At 39.7% G+C, this 17,164-nt stretch carries 17 protein-coding genes; 3 read left to right on the forward strand and 14 right to left on the reverse strand.

Going from position 1 to position 17,164, the window contains the following annotated elements; genetic code table 11:
• Positions 1–35: 35 nt before the first annotated feature.
• Both RMB06_RS15335 and RMB06_RS15340 read right to left on the reverse strand, forming a co-directional pair.
• Positions 36–758 carry a UTRA domain-containing protein gene (locus RMB06_RS15335; RefSeq protein ID WP_311080195.1) on the reverse strand — a complete coding sequence of 241 codons (723 nt, stop codon included), beginning with the start codon at positions 756–758 and terminating at the stop codon, positions 36–38.
• Positions 759–764: 6 nt separating this feature from the next.
• Complete coding sequence (locus RMB06_RS15340; RefSeq protein WP_033850298.1) at positions 765–962, reverse strand: hypothetical protein; 198 nt, start codon at positions 960–962, stop codon at positions 765–767.
• Between the two features lie 1,037 nt (positions 963–1,999).
• Here RMB06_RS15340 and alr point away from each other — a divergent pair.
• Entirely contained in the window at positions 2,000–3,292 is a 1,293-nt protein-coding gene (gene alr, locus RMB06_RS15345; RefSeq protein ID WP_311080196.1) for an alanine racemase, read from the forward strand.
• A gap of 146 nt (positions 3,293–3,438) precedes the next feature.
• Here alr and pobA read toward each other — a convergent pair whose 3' ends face one another.
• Positions 3,439–4,653: a 4-hydroxybenzoate 3-monooxygenase gene (pobA, locus tag RMB06_RS15350; RefSeq protein ID WP_311080198.1), complete on the reverse strand. Its 1,215-nt coding sequence runs from the start codon at positions 4,651–4,653 to the stop codon at positions 3,439–3,441.
• A 141-nt stretch (positions 4,654–4,794) separates the two neighbouring features.
• On the opposite strand from pobA, the gene pobR reads away from it, so the two are divergent.
• Positions 4,795–5,610, forward strand: a complete 816-nt coding sequence (gene pobR / locus RMB06_RS15355) for an IclR family transcriptional regulator PobR (RefSeq protein WP_057086190.1) — start codon at positions 4,795–4,797, stop codon at positions 5,608–5,610.
• A 56-nt stretch (positions 5,611–5,666) separates the two neighbouring features.
• On the opposite strand, the gene RMB06_RS15360 is transcribed toward pobR, so the two are convergent.
• Positions 5,667–6,263 (reverse strand): NAD(P)H-dependent oxidoreductase, encoded by a 597-nt coding sequence (locus RMB06_RS15360; protein WP_311080200.1) that lies wholly within the window; start codon positions 6,261–6,263, stop codon positions 5,667–5,669.
• Between the two features lie 98 nt (positions 6,264–6,361).
• Between RMB06_RS15360 and RMB06_RS15365 the strand changes: the two genes are divergently transcribed.
• A complete protein-coding gene (locus RMB06_RS15365) occupies positions 6,362–7,264 on the forward strand; it encodes a LysR family transcriptional regulator (protein WP_311080202.1) in 903 nt (300 codons plus the stop codon).
• A 65-nt stretch (positions 7,265–7,329) separates the two neighbouring features.
• Here RMB06_RS15365 and RMB06_RS15370 read toward each other — a convergent pair whose 3' ends face one another.
• The 10 genes from RMB06_RS15370 to RMB06_RS15415 all read right to left on the reverse strand — a co-directional run bounded on the left by RMB06_RS15370 (position 7,330) and on the right by RMB06_RS15415 (position 17,057).
• Positions 7,330–7,713, reverse strand: a complete 384-nt coding sequence (locus tag RMB06_RS15370) for a carboxymuconolactone decarboxylase family protein (RefSeq protein ID WP_000064101.1) — start codon at positions 7,711–7,713, stop codon at positions 7,330–7,332.
• Positions 7,710–9,167, reverse strand: a complete 1,458-nt coding sequence (locus RMB06_RS15375; protein WP_311080205.1) for an NAD-dependent succinate-semialdehyde dehydrogenase — start codon at positions 9,165–9,167, stop codon at positions 7,710–7,712. Before RMB06_RS15375 ends, RMB06_RS15370 begins: the two co-directional genes overlap by 4 nt.
• Before the next feature lie 138 nt (positions 9,168–9,305).
• Positions 9,306–10,475 (reverse strand): hypothetical protein, encoded by a 1,170-nt coding sequence (locus RMB06_RS15380; protein ID WP_311080207.1) that lies wholly within the window; start codon positions 10,473–10,475, stop codon positions 9,306–9,308.
• A 25-nt stretch (positions 10,476–10,500) separates the two neighbouring features.
• Positions 10,501–11,907 carry a cytosine permease gene (locus RMB06_RS15385; protein WP_311080209.1) on the reverse strand — a complete coding sequence of 469 codons (1,407 nt, stop codon included), beginning with the start codon at positions 11,905–11,907 and terminating at the stop codon, positions 10,501–10,503.
• A gap of 38 nt (positions 11,908–11,945) precedes the next feature.
• Positions 11,946–12,089, reverse strand: a complete 144-nt coding sequence (locus RMB06_RS15390) for a hypothetical protein (RefSeq protein ID WP_075382724.1) — start codon at positions 12,087–12,089, stop codon at positions 11,946–11,948.
• Positions 12,090–12,210: 121 nt separating this feature from the next.
• Positions 12,211–13,680, reverse strand: a complete 1,470-nt coding sequence (gene tgnC / locus RMB06_RS15395; RefSeq protein WP_311080213.1) for a (Z)-2-((N-methylformamido)methylene)-5-hydroxybutyrolactone dehydrogenase — start codon at positions 13,678–13,680, stop codon at positions 12,211–12,213.
• Positions 13,681–13,691: 11 nt separating this feature from the next.
• Complete coding sequence (gene tgnB / locus RMB06_RS15400; RefSeq protein ID WP_057086184.1) at positions 13,692–14,729, reverse strand: flavin-dependent trigonelline monooxygenase oxygenase component; 1,038 nt, start codon at positions 14,727–14,729, stop codon at positions 13,692–13,694.
• A gap of 2 nt (positions 14,730–14,731) precedes the next feature.
• Positions 14,732–15,664 (reverse strand): flavin-dependent trigonelline monooxygenase reductase component, encoded by a 933-nt coding sequence (gene tgnA / locus RMB06_RS15405; protein ID WP_311080215.1) that lies wholly within the window; start codon positions 15,662–15,664, stop codon positions 14,732–14,734.
• A gap of 30 nt (positions 15,665–15,694) precedes the next feature.
• Positions 15,695–16,486: an alpha/beta fold hydrolase gene (locus RMB06_RS15410; RefSeq protein WP_017385537.1), complete on the reverse strand. Its 792-nt coding sequence runs from the start codon at positions 16,484–16,486 to the stop codon at positions 15,695–15,697.
• Positions 16,455–17,057, reverse strand: coding sequence for an amino acid synthesis family protein (locus RMB06_RS15415; protein ID WP_078224509.1), 603 nt, complete (start codon positions 17,055–17,057; stop codon positions 16,455–16,457). The genes RMB06_RS15410 and RMB06_RS15415 overlap by 32 nt, the downstream gene beginning before the upstream one ends.
• Between the last annotated feature and the right edge of the window lie 107 nt (positions 17,058–17,164).

Here is a 17,164-nt window from a genome sequence, read left to right on the forward strand (position 1 = left end):
AGTTTAATTAATCTGGTTTAAACCAGATTGTATTTTTATGCTCGCGCTTCAAAATGCAAATCTAAAACATCATGTAGCCAATATTCTTGGTCGACATCAGTAATCACGCCTTGTTCATTTCTATTACTACGACGAATATATAAACCCAGTGCGCCCACATTGACATGCAGTGCTTTGGCCTGCTGTTCCGATAAAGCGGTTGGATACAGATTAATGTCGGCTCTAGTGATATGGCAGTTATATTGATTTGCCATCAGTAAAGTAATCGATTGCTTAAGATCATGAGTTAAAAACTCAGGGAAAAACTCGGCATTCACCCGTAAATGCTCAACCAAAACAGGTCGTCCATTAATACAACGACGTCGCCAAACTGAATAAATCGGATGTCCTTTTTCAACTTTTAAATGCTTGGCATCCCAAGAAGTAGCCTGAGTCAGTTCACTCGAAATCACTTCTGTCGAAGGTTCATAGCCTTGTTCAATCACAAACTGATTAAAGTTTTTGGTAGATTGCGGGTGATAAATAATACGAGGAGAACGGACATACCAACCACGGCGATCTAAGCGATAAATCAAACCATCAGTTTCCAAAGCCAACAAAGCTTCACGTGCAGCCACTCGAGTGGTTTGGAATTGTTCCGAAAGCACTCTTTCTGATGGGAGTTTTGCGTGGGCTTCTAATACGCCAGATTCAATATCGTGGGCAATTGCATCGCGGATAGGAATATATTTAGGTATGCGAGTTTGGTCCTGTTCCATACAAACTTAGAATTTATAAATAAAGAAATTAATAGCAATATACTGAAAAAATGTGACAAAAGCTTTTATTAATGCTGATCTTTTAAGCAAAACGCGTCCTATTCCCCGCTTTTTCCAATTCATTTTTTCATAAAAAATGGTGGGTTTACCGATGGCTTCGCAAAACTTTCCGTAGCTCATTTGTTCATCAAGAAAAATCGGCATGACCTAGCCATTACCTCATATTTAATTAGACACTTTTTAAGATAAAAATTCATATTTCTGTACGGACTCTTACACAGGAATTGATGGTTTGCACTAAAAATCAATATCAGCCCTCCTATATTACATCCTTGTAGAATTAGAATAATATGATCAAGAAAAAGCCAAACTATTCTGAGCAATAAAAAAATACACTCATCATCTTATATTTATAAAGTCTCAATATAAAATTATTTATTTAATAAAAACTAAAATATTAAGAAAATTACTTAACTTCAAAACAAACATAAAATTTTAATTTAACCAAAATATTAAACAATAAATCGAATTAAAAAAAGAATATAAGACACACCAGTTCATTTGTTACACAAAACCAAAACCAAACACCTACGGCTAAATAACATCCAATTATTCAATCAATCTAATTAATATTTTATTTATAAAATTTAAATTAACTTATTAAAAACTATTAAATATGACATTAGACGCTTAAAAATTGACTCAAAATAATTCACAACTTCTAAACAGATTTAATAAGCAACAAACAAACCAATGAAAAATATAGTTATTTTAATTTTTTTGAATTCTATTGAATAAAATTATGGATATTTATTCACCCAATTTTTTATATTTTACCAACTGATAAAAATACAATCTAATGTATTTAAAAAAATAAAAAAATCTTTTGTAATAATAAAGTTAATTATTTACCAAATGTTATATTTTAAAAAATTTTATTAAAAACAGCACCAATAAATAGGTTAAAAAAATAACATTCAAAAAATTATAATAATTTTTCTTCTTGTTTTTTTATGAATGTATATTTAGATTTAATTAAGATTAATTGAAATTAGATTTGTATTTTTTCAATTTAGTTTAAGCAAAATTAAACTTTACTTAATAGCGACTATAATATTTTAAGGAGAAAGTATTATTACAACCAAATCGTGTGACATTTTAAATCAATTATATTTTAGTACTTAACCATAAAAATCCACCCAGCGTTAAATTATATTCAGCCAGGAAAGATTAAAAAACTCATGAAACTTAAAACAAAATTTTCTCATCTCGCTTATAGCTGTGCATTAATATTATTCGGTTCGGTGCAATTTGCTCATGCAGCTCCCTTACTTACTCCCCATGTTACAAATGAAGTAAGCCCTGCTCCTACAGCAAATGCATGGATAGAAATTGATACTCAAGCTTTTGAAGATAATATTAAAAGGACAAATCAGTTACTTAATGGCAAAACTCAACTTTGTATAGTCATGAAAGCTAACGCATACGGCCATAGTATTGATCTACTTATGCCAAGTGTTATGAAGTTAAATGTATCTTGTATTGGGATTACTAGTAATGCTGAAGCGGCTATGGTGCGTAAGCATGGCTATAAAGGCAAAATTACACGTTTACGTACCGCCACAGATAGTGAAATTATCAATGCACAGGCTTTAAATATTGAAGAGCTTTTAGGTAATTATGACCAAGCTGCCCGTATGTCTAAATGGGCAGAAGCGAACAATACAACTGTTCATTACAGCTTGGCTTTAAATTCAGGCGGTATGGATCGTAATGGTCTTGAAATGTCTACGGCTCTAGGTAAAGAACAAGCGGTTGCGATCACCAAACTTCCCCATCTTAAAATTGACGGCATTATGACCCACTATGCCGTAGAAGATGAAAAATTTGTCCGTGAGCGTCTGGCGCAATTTAATGAACAAACTGCATGGTTGATTAAAAAAGCCAAACTTAATCGTAAAGAATTAACATTACATACAGCTAATTCATTTGCTACTGTAAACGTTCCTGAATCACATTTAGATATGGTTCGTGCAGGTGCAATTATATATGGGGATTTTCCTAATCACCCTGAATTTAAAGGCATGATGGCATTTAAAACACAAATTGCCGCAGTGAATAATTACCTTAAAGATTCAACTGTAGGTTATGACCAAACCTATATGTTGAAACGTGACTCTAGACTCGCAAACCTCCCTGTAGGTTATTCGGATGGTTACCGTCGTAGTTTTAGTAATAAGGCTTTTGTATTAATAAATGGACAAAAAGCGCCAGTGGTTGGTCGAGTATCAATGAATACTGTTATGGTTGATGTAACAGATATTCCAGAGGCCAAAGCAGGTGATGAAGTTGTATTATTTGGTCGTCAAGGCAATGCGGAAGTTAAAACGAGTGATTTAACCAGTCTTACGGGCCATATTTTGACAGAAGCCTATATCCCTTGGAGTAACTCTAACCCACAAGTGGTTAAGCCTCTTCAATCTCAGCAACAAGTGATATTAACCAATAATAAAGTTACGGCAAACGCCAACTAAACTTTAGGTGAATTGATAGGTAGCCCTATATTTTGAATAAGTATCGGGCTACTTTTAGCCGAATCACATCTTTTAACCGATCTTATTCCATCCAATTTTTATAAAAAAAGAGCATTTGCATGCCCTTTTTATTTTTTATCTAGCCTTTAGCTTGCATGCTTAAAACTATCAATTTGCTTAATCTCATAAGGCAAACCAACATAGTTTTCGGCCAATGTGGTTTTACCTGCGATCGAGCCAAGCACATAACTTAACTCGGCTTGTTTAATCTTATGATCAAACTCACTTTCAGTTTCAAAACGATGCAATAAATGAGTCATCCACCAAGAAAAACGCTCAGCTTTCCATACACGTTGTAGGCATTTTTCTGAGTATTCATTTATACCTTGCTCGGAACCTTCGACATAATATTCAACAAGCGCACTTGATAAATAAGCAATATCAGAAGCCGCGAGGTTTAAGCCTTTTGCTCCTGTCGGTGGAACAATATGCGCAGCATCGCCAGCTAAAAATAGTTTTCCGAACCGCATTGGTTCGGTCACAAAGCTACGTAACGGCGCGATACTTTTTTCAATAGAAGGTCCTGTCACTAACTTTTCACGGCTTTCAGGGTCTAGGCGGTTTTTTAGCTCATCCCAGAACTTTTCATCCGACCAATCTTCGACGTGATCTGTTAAAGGAACTTGTAAATAGTAACGGCTACGTGTTTCTGAACGCATACTACATAAAGCAAATCCACGTTCAGACTGTACGTAAATGAGTTCATCGGCTACAGGTGGAACGTCTGCCAACACCCCTAACCAGCCAAATGGATAAACTTTTTCAAAGGTTTTAATTTTATCTTCTGGCACGCTGGCACGGCAGACACCATGGTAGCCATCACAACCAGCAATAAAGTCACACTGAATTTGAAAGGCTTTACCTTGGTACTCAAACTCAACTTTTGGTGCAGTGTAAAAATCTTTCACTTGTACATTTTGAGCTTCATAAAATGAAGTGAGCTGCTCTGCTTCACGCGCAGTCATTAAATCTTCGGTGACTTCGGTCTGACCATATACGGTCACTTGTTTGCCACCCGTGAGTGCAGCCAAATCAACGCGATGCAATTCACCGTTGGTTAAGATTTCAATGCCCGAATGCGGTAATCCTTTGTCTTTTAAGTTTTGGTCAACACCTGCTTGTTTCAGTAAGTCGACCGAAACTTGCTCTAAAATTCCTGCACGAATCCGCGAAGCCACATATTCAGCACTACGTTGCTCAACAATAATATGGTCGATACCAGCTTTATATAGAAGTTGTCCAAGCAATAACCCAGCTGGTCCAGAACCAATAATTGCGACCTGTGTCTTTAAAATATCCATAACTTCATCCTTGTTTCATCCTGACTTTTAAATTACTGGCTTTAAGTTTTGTGCACTATGTATCCAAGACGAAAATAACCGTTTATCATTTAGTTTGTCCGAATAGCGGACAGAAACAACCAAAATAACAGGAATGAAAGGATGCCTTCTCTCGATGCTTTTTTAGAGCACCCGAACTCGCATGAGAAAATTCGTCAAGAAGACTACATTGCAGGGTTAGCAAAAGGCTTGGCTTTACTCGAAGCTTTTGGAACAGATCGCCAGCGGCTCAATGTGACTCAAGTGGCTGAGCGAACCGGTATTAGTCGTACAGCAGCAAGGCGTTATCTTAAAACTTTAAAATACTTAGGCTATTTAGAAACTGATGAACATTACTTTTGGCTCACTCATCGCGTGCTGCGCTTTTCGAGTTCTTATTTAAGCTCTGCCCATCTGCCTAAAGTTGCTCAGTCATTTTTAAATCTTTTGTGTGCGCAGACGTCGCTGACTTTCTCAATTGTGGTATTAGACGATAACGAAGTGGTGCCAATTGCGCGTAGCTATTTACCACAGCAAGATAATTTACGTGTAAGCCCTTATGGCATGCACTTAGGAAACCGTCTCCCTGCCCATGCCACTTCCACGGGTAAAGTATTGCTGGCAGCACTACCAGAAGAAGCTCAACATACGTGGGTAAAAAAATACGGTTTAAAACGCCTAACTCCATTTACGATAGTAGATGAGTCAAAGTTTTTTGAAGTGCTTAAGGGTATTTCGTTATCGGATTATTGTCTTTCCAAAGAAGAACATGAGCTTGGCGTAATTGCGATTGCAGTGCCTGTATTTAACGCCCAAGGTCAAGCCATAGCAGCGCTTAACTGTATGTCTCAAACCAACCGAGTACAAGAAGATTATTTGGTTCAGCAAATTTTGCCATTGCTGCGCAACACGGCAAATGAACTCAGAAATGTAATTTAAATAGACTTAGAAACTCTTGTCATTAATTAGAGGTACAAGAGTTTCAACTCATAATTTTAAATGGCGAATTCTTTAACTTGCTGGCTTGCCAGATCTAATGCATTGCTGCGATAGGCCTGCATGTCTAAGCCTTCTGCATAGATAAAATCGACGTCATGAATACCCATTAGCCCTAACACCGCTTTGAGATAAGGCGTGACTGCCTCAGTTTCTTGGCCGACATGGATACCACCCCGACTGCTTACCACCACAGCTTTTACGCCTTCAACCAAACCTTGAGGATAAGTTTCGGTGTAGCGGAATGTTTGTCTTGCGCGTGCCACCAAGTCAAACCAGTTTTTGAGTTGAGTCGGCACATTTAAGTTGTACATCGGTGCGCCAATGATCAATAAATCAGCACTTTTTAATTCAGCAATTAATTCGTCCGACAAAGCAACAATTTGCTGAATGTCTTGATTTACATTTTCAGCCCCACGCAGCGCCTGAAAAATTGCCAGATCTAATACAGGCAGGTTCATTTCAGCCAAATTGCGTATGGTGATGTCATCTTGCAAACCTTGGTCTTTACGGTGTTCAAGCATGATATCGATTAGGCGATTGGTTTGTGAACCCTCCCCCATAATGCTGGATTTTAATACCAATATTTTAGCCATGACCATCTCCACTTTTTTGATGAAGCCATATTAACTCCACAATAAATTCAACAGTGGTGATATTATTTCTTATCATTGGTTCCTTTTAGGCAACAATCATGCAACATGAGCTAAGTGCAATATCTATATTTGTGACTGTGGTTGAAGCTGGAAGTTTTGTAAAAGCTGCCGAGCAATTGCATTTAACTCGCTCAGCCATTAGTAAAAATATTGCTCGCCTTGAAGATCAGCTTGGTGTGGCTTTATTTAAAAGAACAACACGTTCACTCAGCATGACTGACGAAGGTGCTTTATTTTATGAGCATAGCCGCCGAGCGTTAAGTGAAATACAAAATGCGGCGGCGTTATTAGACCAAGGGAAAATAAACGCAACAGGTCGTTTACGAATGTCTGTGCCAGTGCTGTTCGGGCAACTCTTTGCTGCCCCGCTCATGGTTAAATTTGCTCAGCAGCATACGGACTTACAGCTAGAAATTTCATTTAATGATCGAAATGTAGACTTGGTTGAAGAAGGTTTTGATTTATGCATCCGAATTGGAGCGTTACCTGACACCACTCAGCTCGTTGCCAAACCGATTGGTGAGCATCGAATGCTACTTTGTGCCTCACCTGACTATTTAAATGAAGCAGGTCCATTAGAACATATTGAAGACTTAGACCACCACGCGACGATTGCCGATCCGCATTTTGGTCAAATGCAGAAATGGCGACTTCAAAAGGAAAATGACGAGCCTTTATTTATAAAACCCAAAGCAAAACTTCTTTTAAATGACTTACAAGCTATTAAAAATGCAGCGCTTGCTGGAGCTGGTATCGCTTGGCTACCCGACTGGCTCATTCAAAATGAATTACAGGAAGGTAAGCTCGTACAAGTGTTAGAAACCATGTCGAGCATTGCTTTTCCAATTCATTTGGTATGGCCTACACTGCCTTTTATGCCACTCAAAACCCGCCTTGCAATTGATTATTTGGCCCAACATTTACCCCCTGAACTAAACTAACAAGATTAAAATACATAAAGCCTCGTCCACTTGAAAAAGGCTTTTTTAATATTCAAAGGCAACGTTTATTGCTCAGATTCAAACTCTTTAATTGCCTCTTTTGCAATACGAAAGCTATCTACAGCAGCAGGTACGCCACAGTAAATTGCAACCTGCAAAAGCACTTCACGAATTTTCTCTTTAGGTACGCCATTTCGAAGTGCACCTTTAACATGTAGTTTTAGTTCATGTGGACGATTTAAAGCTGAGATCATTGCCAAGTTAATTAAGCTACGCTCAGGTCTACTTAATTCTTCACGCCCCCAAACAGCTCCCCAGCAATATTCAGTGACTAATTCTTGAAGAGGAAGATTAAACTCATCGGCATTGTTGATTGAATTATTTACATATTCTTCACCGAGAACTTGTTTGCGGATTGCTAAACCCTTTTCAAATTTTTCATTACTCATATATTCAATCCTCCAAACAAGGTGTATTTAATTTCCAGATAATCTTCAATACCGTATTTAGAACCTTCACGCCCTAAACCAGACTGTTTAATTCCACCAAAAGGCGCAACTTCATTTGAAATAAGGCCTTTATTAATTCCAACCATGCCATATTCAAGCTGTTCACTCATTCGCCAAGCACGGCCTAAATCTTTGGTATAACAATATGCAGCTAAACCAAATTCAGTTGCGTTTGCCATTTCTACCGCTTGGTGCTCGGTTTCAAATTTAAATACGGCTGCCAGTGGACCAAACGTTTCTTGAGTTGCCACATCCATATCAGCTGTAACATCCGCAATCAGTGTCGGTTCAAAAAACAATTCACCCGCTTTATGCTTTTTACCACCAACCACAAGACGACCATTTTTATCTAATGCATCTTGAATATGAGTTTCAACTTTTTTCACCGCATTGGCATTAATTAATGGCCCAATGTCATGCCCTGCTTCTAATCCATTACCAATATTAAAGTTTTGAATTTTTTGGCTTAAGGCAGCAATAAATTTTTCATAAATGCCCGCTTGCACTAAGAATCGATTGACGCACACACAGGTTTGCCCTGCATTTCTAAATTTAGCAATGAGTGCTCCCTCAATTGCTGCATCTAAATCGGCATCATCAAATACAATGAACGGCGCATTGCCACCCAATTCTAAGGAAACTTTTTTTAAGGTTTTTGCTGAACGCTCAAGTAGCATTTTGCCAACTGGTGTTGAACCAGTAAAAGTAAACTTGCGTACAACATCACTTTCAAAAATCGCATCACCAATATGAACTGCATCGCCTGTAATTACACTAAAAATTTCAGCAGGCACGCCGGCTTGCACAGCTAAGTCCACTAAAGCCAAAGCAGTAAAAGGTGTTTCAGGCGCCGGTTTTACAATGCAAGGACAACCTGCCGCCAAGGCTGGAGCAACCTTACGCGTAATCATGGCAGCTGGGAAATTCCAAGGTGTAATGGCTGCAACGACGCCAATAGGCTGTTTATTTACAACAATACGAGTATCTGGATATGGGCTTGGAATAATATCGCCATATACTCGTTTTGCTTCTTCGGCAAACCATTCAATAAAACTGGCAGCATATAAAATTTCACCTTTGGCTTCAGCTAAAGGCTTTCCTTGCTCACTCGTTAAAATAAAAGCCAAGTCATCTGCATTTGAAATGATTAAATCGAACCATTTTTTTAAAATAATTGATCGATCTTTTGCTGTTTTATTTTTCCATAGCGGCCAAGCTTCTTTGGCAGCTTCAATGGCACGCTCGGCTTCAGCTTTGCCCATATTTGGGACAGTACCAATAATCTCTAGTGTCGCCGGATTTAAAATTTCGGATGTTTGTTGATGGTCTGCATCGCACCACTTTCCAGCAACAAAAGCTTGCTGACGAAATAAAGCGAGTTTATTAAGCTGCATGATCATTATCCTGTTGAGATCTTCTGCATTGATAGTAGAGCGATAGATAAATTAAATAGCTCACCATCAACTTTGTATTATGGCATACCAAAAATTAATTTAAAAAAATTTTCGGTATGCCCGAATGTTTAAATGTTTTTAGAAATAATAAAACAGCGTTAAGTTAAGCAACTTATTCCACTGGTTATCATCCCCTTGTGCCAATGAATCTTGAGTCCCCCCAATGAACGGGTCATTTTTACTCATGATGTATTCAGCCACCAAAGACAGCTGTTTATGGTCAATAGACACACCAATAATATTACGGATTGAATCTTTCATATTGTCCTGATCTTTGTCGTACTGACTGTACATAAAGTACGGCGTAATGTTTCCGATCTGCTTAACATTTTTGAAAGAGTAGCCTACATCTGCGGTATAGAACGTTCCTTTATTCGCGACATAATATTCAGTGTCGTAGGAACCCATAAGTGACTGATTAGGGTTGAGCTGATCCTGATTAGTTACATCATTTTTACCACCTGTAAGGGTCACATTAAAATTGCCATAATTGGCTTTACCAAAAAGTGCCCATGCATGACGACGCCCATCACTCGAAGCGGCTTTATTTTCAATATCCGATGTCCAATATGAACCACCGAGCTGTGTGGTTAAACCATTAATTCCAAGATTTACATCTTGAGTCACTCGGCCTACCCACATGTTCTTTTCTTGCAAATCGATTTTATTCAGATCGTCTGAACTCACATAGTTTGCAGTGTAGCGACCTGAATCTTGGGTAGAACCTGTGTAGTTTCCACCATCTACTGCAAAGTAAGCCACATCAAACTTAGTTGCTGTCGGCAATTCAAAGTGATAATTCAAACCAAGATTATGAACATCTTCTAAACCTGCTGTTGTGCTCATACTTCCATATAGGCTATTACCCCAAAAACGTCCCGGTCCAAATGGAATCGGCTGAACACCTGCCACCACCTGATCTGTTTTATTTAATTTGTACCCTACATAACCATCAACCAACGTAGAAAAATCACATAGACGGTCATATTGATAACAACGATATTCTGCATGACCAAATAACGGTCCACGCTCGTAGTCCAGTTTTAACTGCGCAGCATCAAAACGAATTTTTTGATCAGAAGCAGACTCTCCATAGTGTTTATCTTGATAGTTAGCGCGAACATAGCCCGATACGGTGAGCTTGCCGTATTCACCATCAGTATCTCCAAAACTTACACCTGCGTAACTTGGATAGATTACAGCCATCAATGCTGTGCTTAGAGCCGCTTGTAAGTAGCTTTTTTTCATTGTGGGATTCCTTTCACTACAATGCTTATTGAGGTAATTTTGCGTTTAATGCAGGTGCAGAACATTTAATCTTTCCTAGATTAAAGACGTAATACACCACCAGACTCACCACTAATCCAATCACCCATGAAATATCCGCATCCGGAATTACATCGGCCAGAGCACCTGTGAAAAACGCATTTTTTAAGAACGGAATTTGTACCGCAATCCCAATGAAATAAGCCGTAAGCGCTTTTGCATTAAATTTGCCGTAAATACCACCATCACGTGCAAAGATAGATTGAATGTCATAAGACTTTTTATTCACGACATAGAAATCTAGTAAATTAATAGACACCCATGGCACCAAAATAAATAACAGAGCAAAAATCACATTCAAGAAGAAACTAATAAAGTTACTTGATGCCCAAAGTGCCGTTAAAGTCGCTAGAACTAATACAATGATTGATAACACGACTCGGATATTTCGGCTTGGCATCCACTGCCCTGCAAAAGTCTGAATAGAGGTAATACAAGACAGAACCGCACCGTATAGGTTCATGGCATTGTGACCAATGATATTGCATAAGAACAAAATCATAAGGACATAACCGAATAACCCAGTGCCTGACTTTACCGCTTCCATAGCATCTGTGGTTGAGCCAATACTGACCGCAATCGTCCCAAATGCCATCGCAAAAATGGTTCCTAACGATGCGCCTAAATAGGTAAAGATAAATGGCTTATAAATACCAATCGACTTCGGTAAATATCGTGAATAGTCTGAGGTATAAGGCGAGAAACTAATTTGCCATACCGCACACAAACCAAACATGGCAAACCAGCATTTCATATTGAAAGAGCCTTTGGCAAGTACATCTGCATTAATATGCGGCACCATAATCATGAGCCCGATGAGCAACGAACCACCCATAAACCAAGTTCCAATTTTATTGAACTTATGAATAAAGTGGTAACCGATCACGCCTATTGTGGTTGCTGCAATCGCGCCAATGATAGTCGCAGTCGGCACAGGAATAGCAGGAACAACGGTATGAAGGGTTTTGCCTGACAAAATAATGTTAGAGATGAAAAAACCTAAATAAATGAGGGTGGTAAACAGTACTACCAGCAATGCCCCATAACGCCCGAACTGTGCGCGGCTCTGAATCATTTGAGGAATGCCGACCTGTGGGCCTTGTGCAGAGGTTAAGGCCAGAATCGCTGCGCCAAAAAAATGTCCGCAGCAGATCGCAAGCAATGCACTTACAATATTGAGGTTAAAGGTTAAAATTGACATTGCACCCGTAATCACGGCAAGCGGTGCAATATTGGTACAAAACCATAATGTGAATAGATCGCGAACTTTTCCATTACGTTCAGAGGGAGCAACATAATCAATGGAATGACTTTCGATAGCGAAAGCATTATTGCTATTTTCGTTTTGGCTCATATCCTTAATCTCTCTTTGAGGAATTCATTTCCTCAACATCAAAAAATCTGCCCAGCCAAAGTCATTTCAATATGACTCGGCTTCATCTTTTTATTTCCTTTTACAAACAGCTCATTTCTCTGTTTGTGTTGTTTTAGCCAAGAAAAAGGTAAAGCCAGTCCGATCAATACTTGATTAAGCATCGATACATCTAGTTTTACGTTTTCAACTATTAAAGCTTTAGGCGATTACTGGGTTTGACTGATTCATTTTTTCATCCTTGAAATTAAAATCCCGTTATATTTTCATACCTCAAGTCATGATTTATCTCATGACAAATGGGTCATCAATTGGCTCATCTGAGGTACGTAACCAAACTGTTTTGGTGGTGGTGTAATCTAAAACAGCATTTGCGCCACCTTCCCGACCATGTCCCGAAAGCCCATGTCCACCAAAAGGTGCAAGTGGAGAAACAGCGCGGTAAGTGTTTAGCCAAACAATTCCCGACCCAATGACTTTGGTCATACGGTGTGCACGGCTTAAATTGGTGGTAAAAACGCCTGCTGCCAGCCCGTAAGGCGTGCTATTGGCTTTTTGCACGGCTTCCGCTTCATCTTTGAAACTATCTACCGATAAAACTGGACCAAATAGTTCTGTGGTAATGCAATCTGCTTGAGGTGCATCGGTACAATCTAAAATGGTCGGTGGATAGTAATAACCTGCTCGCTCAAGGCTTTTACCGCCAGTAAGAAGTTTTGCCCCTTGCTGGATTGAACTTGCAACGACTTGCTCGATTTTTTGACGTTGGCGTAAAGTACAAAGTGGTCCAAACTCGGTTGCCATTTCATGAGGTAAACCAATTTTTATAGTTTGTACGCGCTCAACCAAACGTTGAACAAATTCATCTTTAATGCTTTCTTCAACCAGTAAGCGTGAACCTGCTACACAGCTCTGCCCAGTAGCAGCGAAAATAGCAGCGACCTGAGCATTTATTGCACTTTGAATATCTGCATCAGCAAATACAATAAATGGTGATTTGCCACCTAATTCGAGTGAAACTTTTGCAAGATTTTCAGCCGAGTTACGCACAATGTGCCGCGCTGTTTCTGGACCACCTGTAAATGCAACATGTGCAACATCTGGATGACTACTCAGCACGGCGCCACATTCAGGGCCGAAACCAGTAATCACATTGACCACTCCAGCCGGAAAACCCGCTTCATGGACCAATTTAGCAAAGGCTAATAATGGTCCAGGGCCGTCTTCAGAGGCTTTTAGCACGACGGTACAACCTGCCGCTAAAGCTGGCCCTACCTTCACTGCCGATAAAAATAACTGACTGTTCCAAGGAACAATTGCAGCAACCACACCCACAGGTTCACGAACAATCCATGCTTGCATGTCTGCCTTATCAATCGGTAGAAAACTACCCTCTAATTTGTCGGCAATACCTGCATAGTAGCGATAATACTCAGCGACATAGGCAATCTGGCTCGATGTTTCGCGAATAATTTTGCCCGTATCACTGGTTTCAATTTGAGCCAGTTGCGGTGCAGCTTTTTCAATTAAATCAGCCAGTTTATAGAGCAATTTACCGCGCTGGGAGGCCGTTAAACCTGCCCAAGCCGATGCTTTTAATGCCTGAGATGCGGCTTGAACTGCTCGATTGACTTCATCGGTTCGAGCTTCTGGCATCTGTGCCCAAACTTCACCTGTTGCAGGATTAATACTTTCAAAAGTCGCTGCACCAGATTCAAACTGACCATTAATATAAAGCTGAAAATCTGCTGTCATGATATTCGCCTCTATGCAAATGCCGGCATAACTTCATTGATCATACGTTCTAATGAGGCTTTTTTTCGTTCAAAGCTCATGCCCGTATCAATCCAGAAAGAATATTCGTTATAGCCCATTGCTTCATAAGCTTTTAAGCGGTCAATGACTTCTTGGGCTTGTCCAATCACATTATTTTTACGCATCGCTTCTGGTGTATAAAAAGGATGTGCAGCAATTTCTTCAGGGCTTAAAGGTGCGATTAAACCTTGGTTAATTTCACGCTCATTTTTAAACCAAGCGCCGAAGTAGTTATAGAAAGTATTGATTTCATCTGCTGCCAGTTGAGCATCTTCCTCACTATCTGCCACATAGGTATGGCGGAGCAACATAATTTCAGGACGTTGAATTTCATTGAACTTTTCACAAGCTGCATTGAAATGCCCCATGAGCTTTTCAACTTCTTCGTCACCTAAATGCAAAGGCGTTACTTGTACATTACAGCCATTTTGCACAGCAAATTCATGGCTATTTGGATCACGAGCAGCAACCCAAATTGGTGGGTGCGGTTGTTGAAGCGGTTGAGGTGCCGAGGTGGTTTTTGGAAACTGCCAAAACTCACCGTTATGCTCATAATCGCCTTTCCAAAGATTTTTAATTGCGGGAATCATTTCACGTAAACGCTGACCAGCACTCCATGCATCCATGCCCGGAACCATACGTTCATATTCAAACGAATAAGCACCACGAGCAATACCAATATCTAACCGGCCGTTGGTAATAATGTCGGTCATTGCAGCTTCACCTGCCAGTTTAATCGGATGCCAGAATGGTGCTACCACCGTACCCGTACCTAAACGAACATTTTTAGTTTTATTGGCTAAATCGACCAGATTTAAAAATGGATTTGGTGCAATGGTAAAGTTCATGGCATGGTGTTCGCCCGTCCAAACCGCATGCATACCGCCACGGTCTGCAATCTGACAAAGCTCAATCATTTCATCATAAAGCTGCTTCTGGGTTTGCTGATCAGAAACACGCTCCATATGCACAAATAATGAAAAACGCATGATTAAACTTCCTCTTTAACGATTTGACGAACTGTACCTGTTGTCTGATTTCCGTAATAAACACCATAAGTTTTCAAATGGTTTTCTTTGCGATAGCGCATCAACATACTTTCTAAAGCGCTGTCTATAAACTCTAGCTTTTCAAGATCATTTAAATCGACAAACTGACCTTTAGTGGCTTGAGCTACGGGTGTGTTGCATAAAAATGAAATATATTGCTGCTGGTTTTCAACGTTTTCATATACAGAGTAAATGAAGTTGGCAGAAGCATCTGGCTGATATTGTGCAAAGATTTTCTCGAGCGCTTTATCTGCACCGTCTTTATCTACCATGACATGTGGAATAGTCCATTTATGATCGGCAGTTTCTTCAAGTAAAATGGTATTTTCATGACCAATAATTGCACTCATCACCACTTTAGGACCAGAGATCACCTCGGCAGAAAGTTTGGCCGGAGTGAAGTATCCACCACGATAATAACCAAGCCCTGCAAAACCTGTCGAAGCAAAATCTTCAACTTTACCAATTAAAATGGCGTGGTCACCTGCATCGACAACTTGGTAGGTTGTACAGTCAAACCATGCACTGACATGATCGATCAGCGGATTTTGGCAAGTGCTTTTTGACCATGAAATATTTGCAAAACGGTCTTCGCTTGGACGAGCAAAAGTATTTGAAACATCCTTTTGCTCTTCTGCCAAAATATTGATTGCAAAATGTGTGGCATTTGCAAAGTTATGATAATTGCTTGATGTCTTGGCAATACTCACTAGAAGTAAAGCTGGGTCCAAAGACACCGAAGCAAAAGAGTTCGCTGTAAAGCCAAGTGGCGTTCCATCTTCTTTACAGGTTGTGACCACGGTAACGCCTGTCATAAATGACCCGAAAGCATCACGTAGTTCACGCATTTTATTGATAGTATCCATTTCACTCATTGTTATATTCCTTCAGCAATGTGTGGCAAATTAAACGCTGGTTTCCAACCACGCTTGCATTGCATTATTCACTTTGTCAGGTGCAGTTAAGTTCACCATGTGACGTTCATTTTCAATGACTATTGCAGTGCCATGCTTTGCCTGATTCGCCATTTGCAAAGCCATTTCTGCAGTTGAGTTCGGATCATCTGTTCCGGTCAACACCAAAGCAGGACAAGTGATCTTTGACCAGTCATCTGCATAGGTTTCATCGCCTTGCGCAAAAGCAGAATATGCAGTGGTATAGCCAGACAAGTCGACATTTTCGAGCCAAGTTTTTACTTTGGCTGCTGCTATACGCTCGACTTCACTTTCGCCAAACCAGCGCTGTAGTGGAGTCTCGACATCAATACGGCCTGTTTTTAACTCTTCAGCTCTTTGGATGACTGCATTACGTGCCTGTGTTGTACGTTTATATACTCCATTGAGCACCGCCATTCGTTTAACCAAATCAGGTCGGGTAACGCTAACCCCTGTCGTAATCAGTGATCCCATTGAATGTCCCGCTAAATTTACAGGTCCTAGATTTAAGGCTGTAATAAATTCGATGGTCCATTCAACAAAATCTTGTAATTTTGCGTCTGCCGGTAATTTGGTACTTTGACCATGTCCCGGCATATCCACTGAAATTACATGATAATGTTTAGAAAAATATTCAATTTGTGGATACCATGCCGCAGCTTGCATTCCCACTCCATGGATCAGAACCAGAGGCTCTCCTTCGCCTTGCTCAAAATAGTGAGCTATACGGTTATTTGACAGCTGCAGGGTTTTTGACATCATGACCTAACTCTTCCAAATCTTTATAACGATCACCAATACGATGATGTGGTCGACCACCTGTTGCTGCACCAATCACAACAACCAGCTCATCGGCAGCAGGTGCATCTGGAATTGCAAATTGCAATGTTAAGTAATGAGAACGACGGCCTTCGTCATTTTTATCCATCATTGGAATTAAAATCGGCGCGTTTGCTGGGCCACGGGTATTGTTAAATGCCAAATAAGATTTCGCACCGACAGCACTACGGTAAGTATTACCAAAATGTAAGGTGTGAATTAAAGCTGATGCATGCTCAAGTTCACCATTTAAGCCCACCACTGCACTTTTGCCAAAAGCTTCAACGACATCACCTGAACCCACTTCATCAAGAATAAGTTTGGTTAAATGCTCGCTTAAGATTGGCGCAATACGGCGAATTTCCGGTGTTAGGTTTTCTACATAACCTTGCCCTGCCCACGGGTTTTTAATGACCGCTGCAGCTGCCACCATTTTTAAAGGCTTTGCTGCTTCTTTACCGCCATCTACATAAGTGGTTTCTACATGAAGCACTGTTTTACGTATAAGTTCCATTGCTCTTCCTTGCAAGTAAATTATCTTGTCATTCGTATTATGGTATACCATAATACATACTGAAAAAAAAGCAAGAGTTTGCTATGCTAATTTTCATTGAAAAACAT

It is taken from the genome of Acinetobacter sp. V104_13, from assembly GCF_031798995.1.
Lineage (GTDB): Bacteria > Pseudomonadota > Gammaproteobacteria > Pseudomonadales > Moraxellaceae > Acinetobacter > Acinetobacter pittii.

Coding starts and splice junctions, on each gene's coding strand:
- RMB06_RS15415 (WP_078224509.1), bottom strand. CDS start 17,057: ATGGAACTTATACGTAAAACAGTGCTTCATGTAGAAACCACTTATGTA.
- RMB06_RS15375 (WP_311080205.1), bottom strand. CDS start 9,167: ATGCAGCTTAATAAACTCGCTTTATTTCGTCAGCAAGCTTTTGTTGCT.
- pobA (WP_311080198.1), bottom strand. CDS start 4,653: ATGGATATTTTAAAGACACAGGTCGCAATTATTGGTTCTGGACCAGCT.
- RMB06_RS15370 (WP_000064101.1), bottom strand. CDS start 7,713: ATGAGTAATGAAAAATTTGAAAAGGGTTTAGCAATCCGCAAACAAGTT.
- RMB06_RS15360 (WP_311080200.1), bottom strand. CDS start 6,263: ATGGCTAAAATATTGGTATTAAAATCCAGCATTATGGGGGAGGGTTCA.
- tgnC (WP_311080213.1), bottom strand. CDS start 13,680: ATGACAGCAGATTTTCAGCTTTATATTAATGGTCAGTTTGAATCTGGT.
- pobR (WP_057086190.1), top strand. CDS start 4,795: ATGCCTTCTCTCGATGCTTTTTTAGAGCACCCGAACTCGCATGAGAAA.
- RMB06_RS15390 (WP_075382724.1), bottom strand. CDS start 12,089: ATGCTTAATCAAGTATTGATCGGACTGGCTTTACCTTTTTCTTGGCTA.
- RMB06_RS15385 (WP_311080209.1), bottom strand. CDS start 11,907: ATGAGCCAAAACGAAAATAGCAATAATGCTTTCGCTATCGAAAGTCAT.
- RMB06_RS15365 (WP_311080202.1), top strand. CDS start 6,362: ATGCAACATGAGCTAAGTGCAATATCTATATTTGTGACTGTGGTTGAA.
- tgnA (WP_311080215.1), bottom strand. CDS start 15,664: ATGAGTGAAATGGATACTATCAATAAAATGCGTGAACTACGTGATGCT.
- RMB06_RS15410 (WP_017385537.1), bottom strand. CDS start 16,486: ATGATGTCAAAAACCCTGCAGCTGTCAAATAACCGTATAGCTCACTAT.
- RMB06_RS15340 (WP_033850298.1), bottom strand. CDS start 962: ATGCCGATTTTTCTTGATGAACAAATGAGCTACGGAAAGTTTTGCGAA.
- RMB06_RS15335 (WP_311080195.1), bottom strand. CDS start 758: ATGGAACAGGACCAAACTCGCATACCTAAATATATTCCTATCCGCGAT.
- RMB06_RS15380 (WP_311080207.1), bottom strand. CDS start 10,475: ATGAAAAAAAGCTACTTACAAGCGGCTCTAAGCACAGCATTGATGGCT.
- tgnB (WP_057086184.1), bottom strand. CDS start 14,729: ATGCGTTTTTCATTATTTGTGCATATGGAGCGTGTTTCTGATCAGCAA.
- alr (WP_311080196.1), top strand. CDS start 2,000: ATGAAACTTAAAACAAAATTTTCTCATCTCGCTTATAGCTGTGCATTA.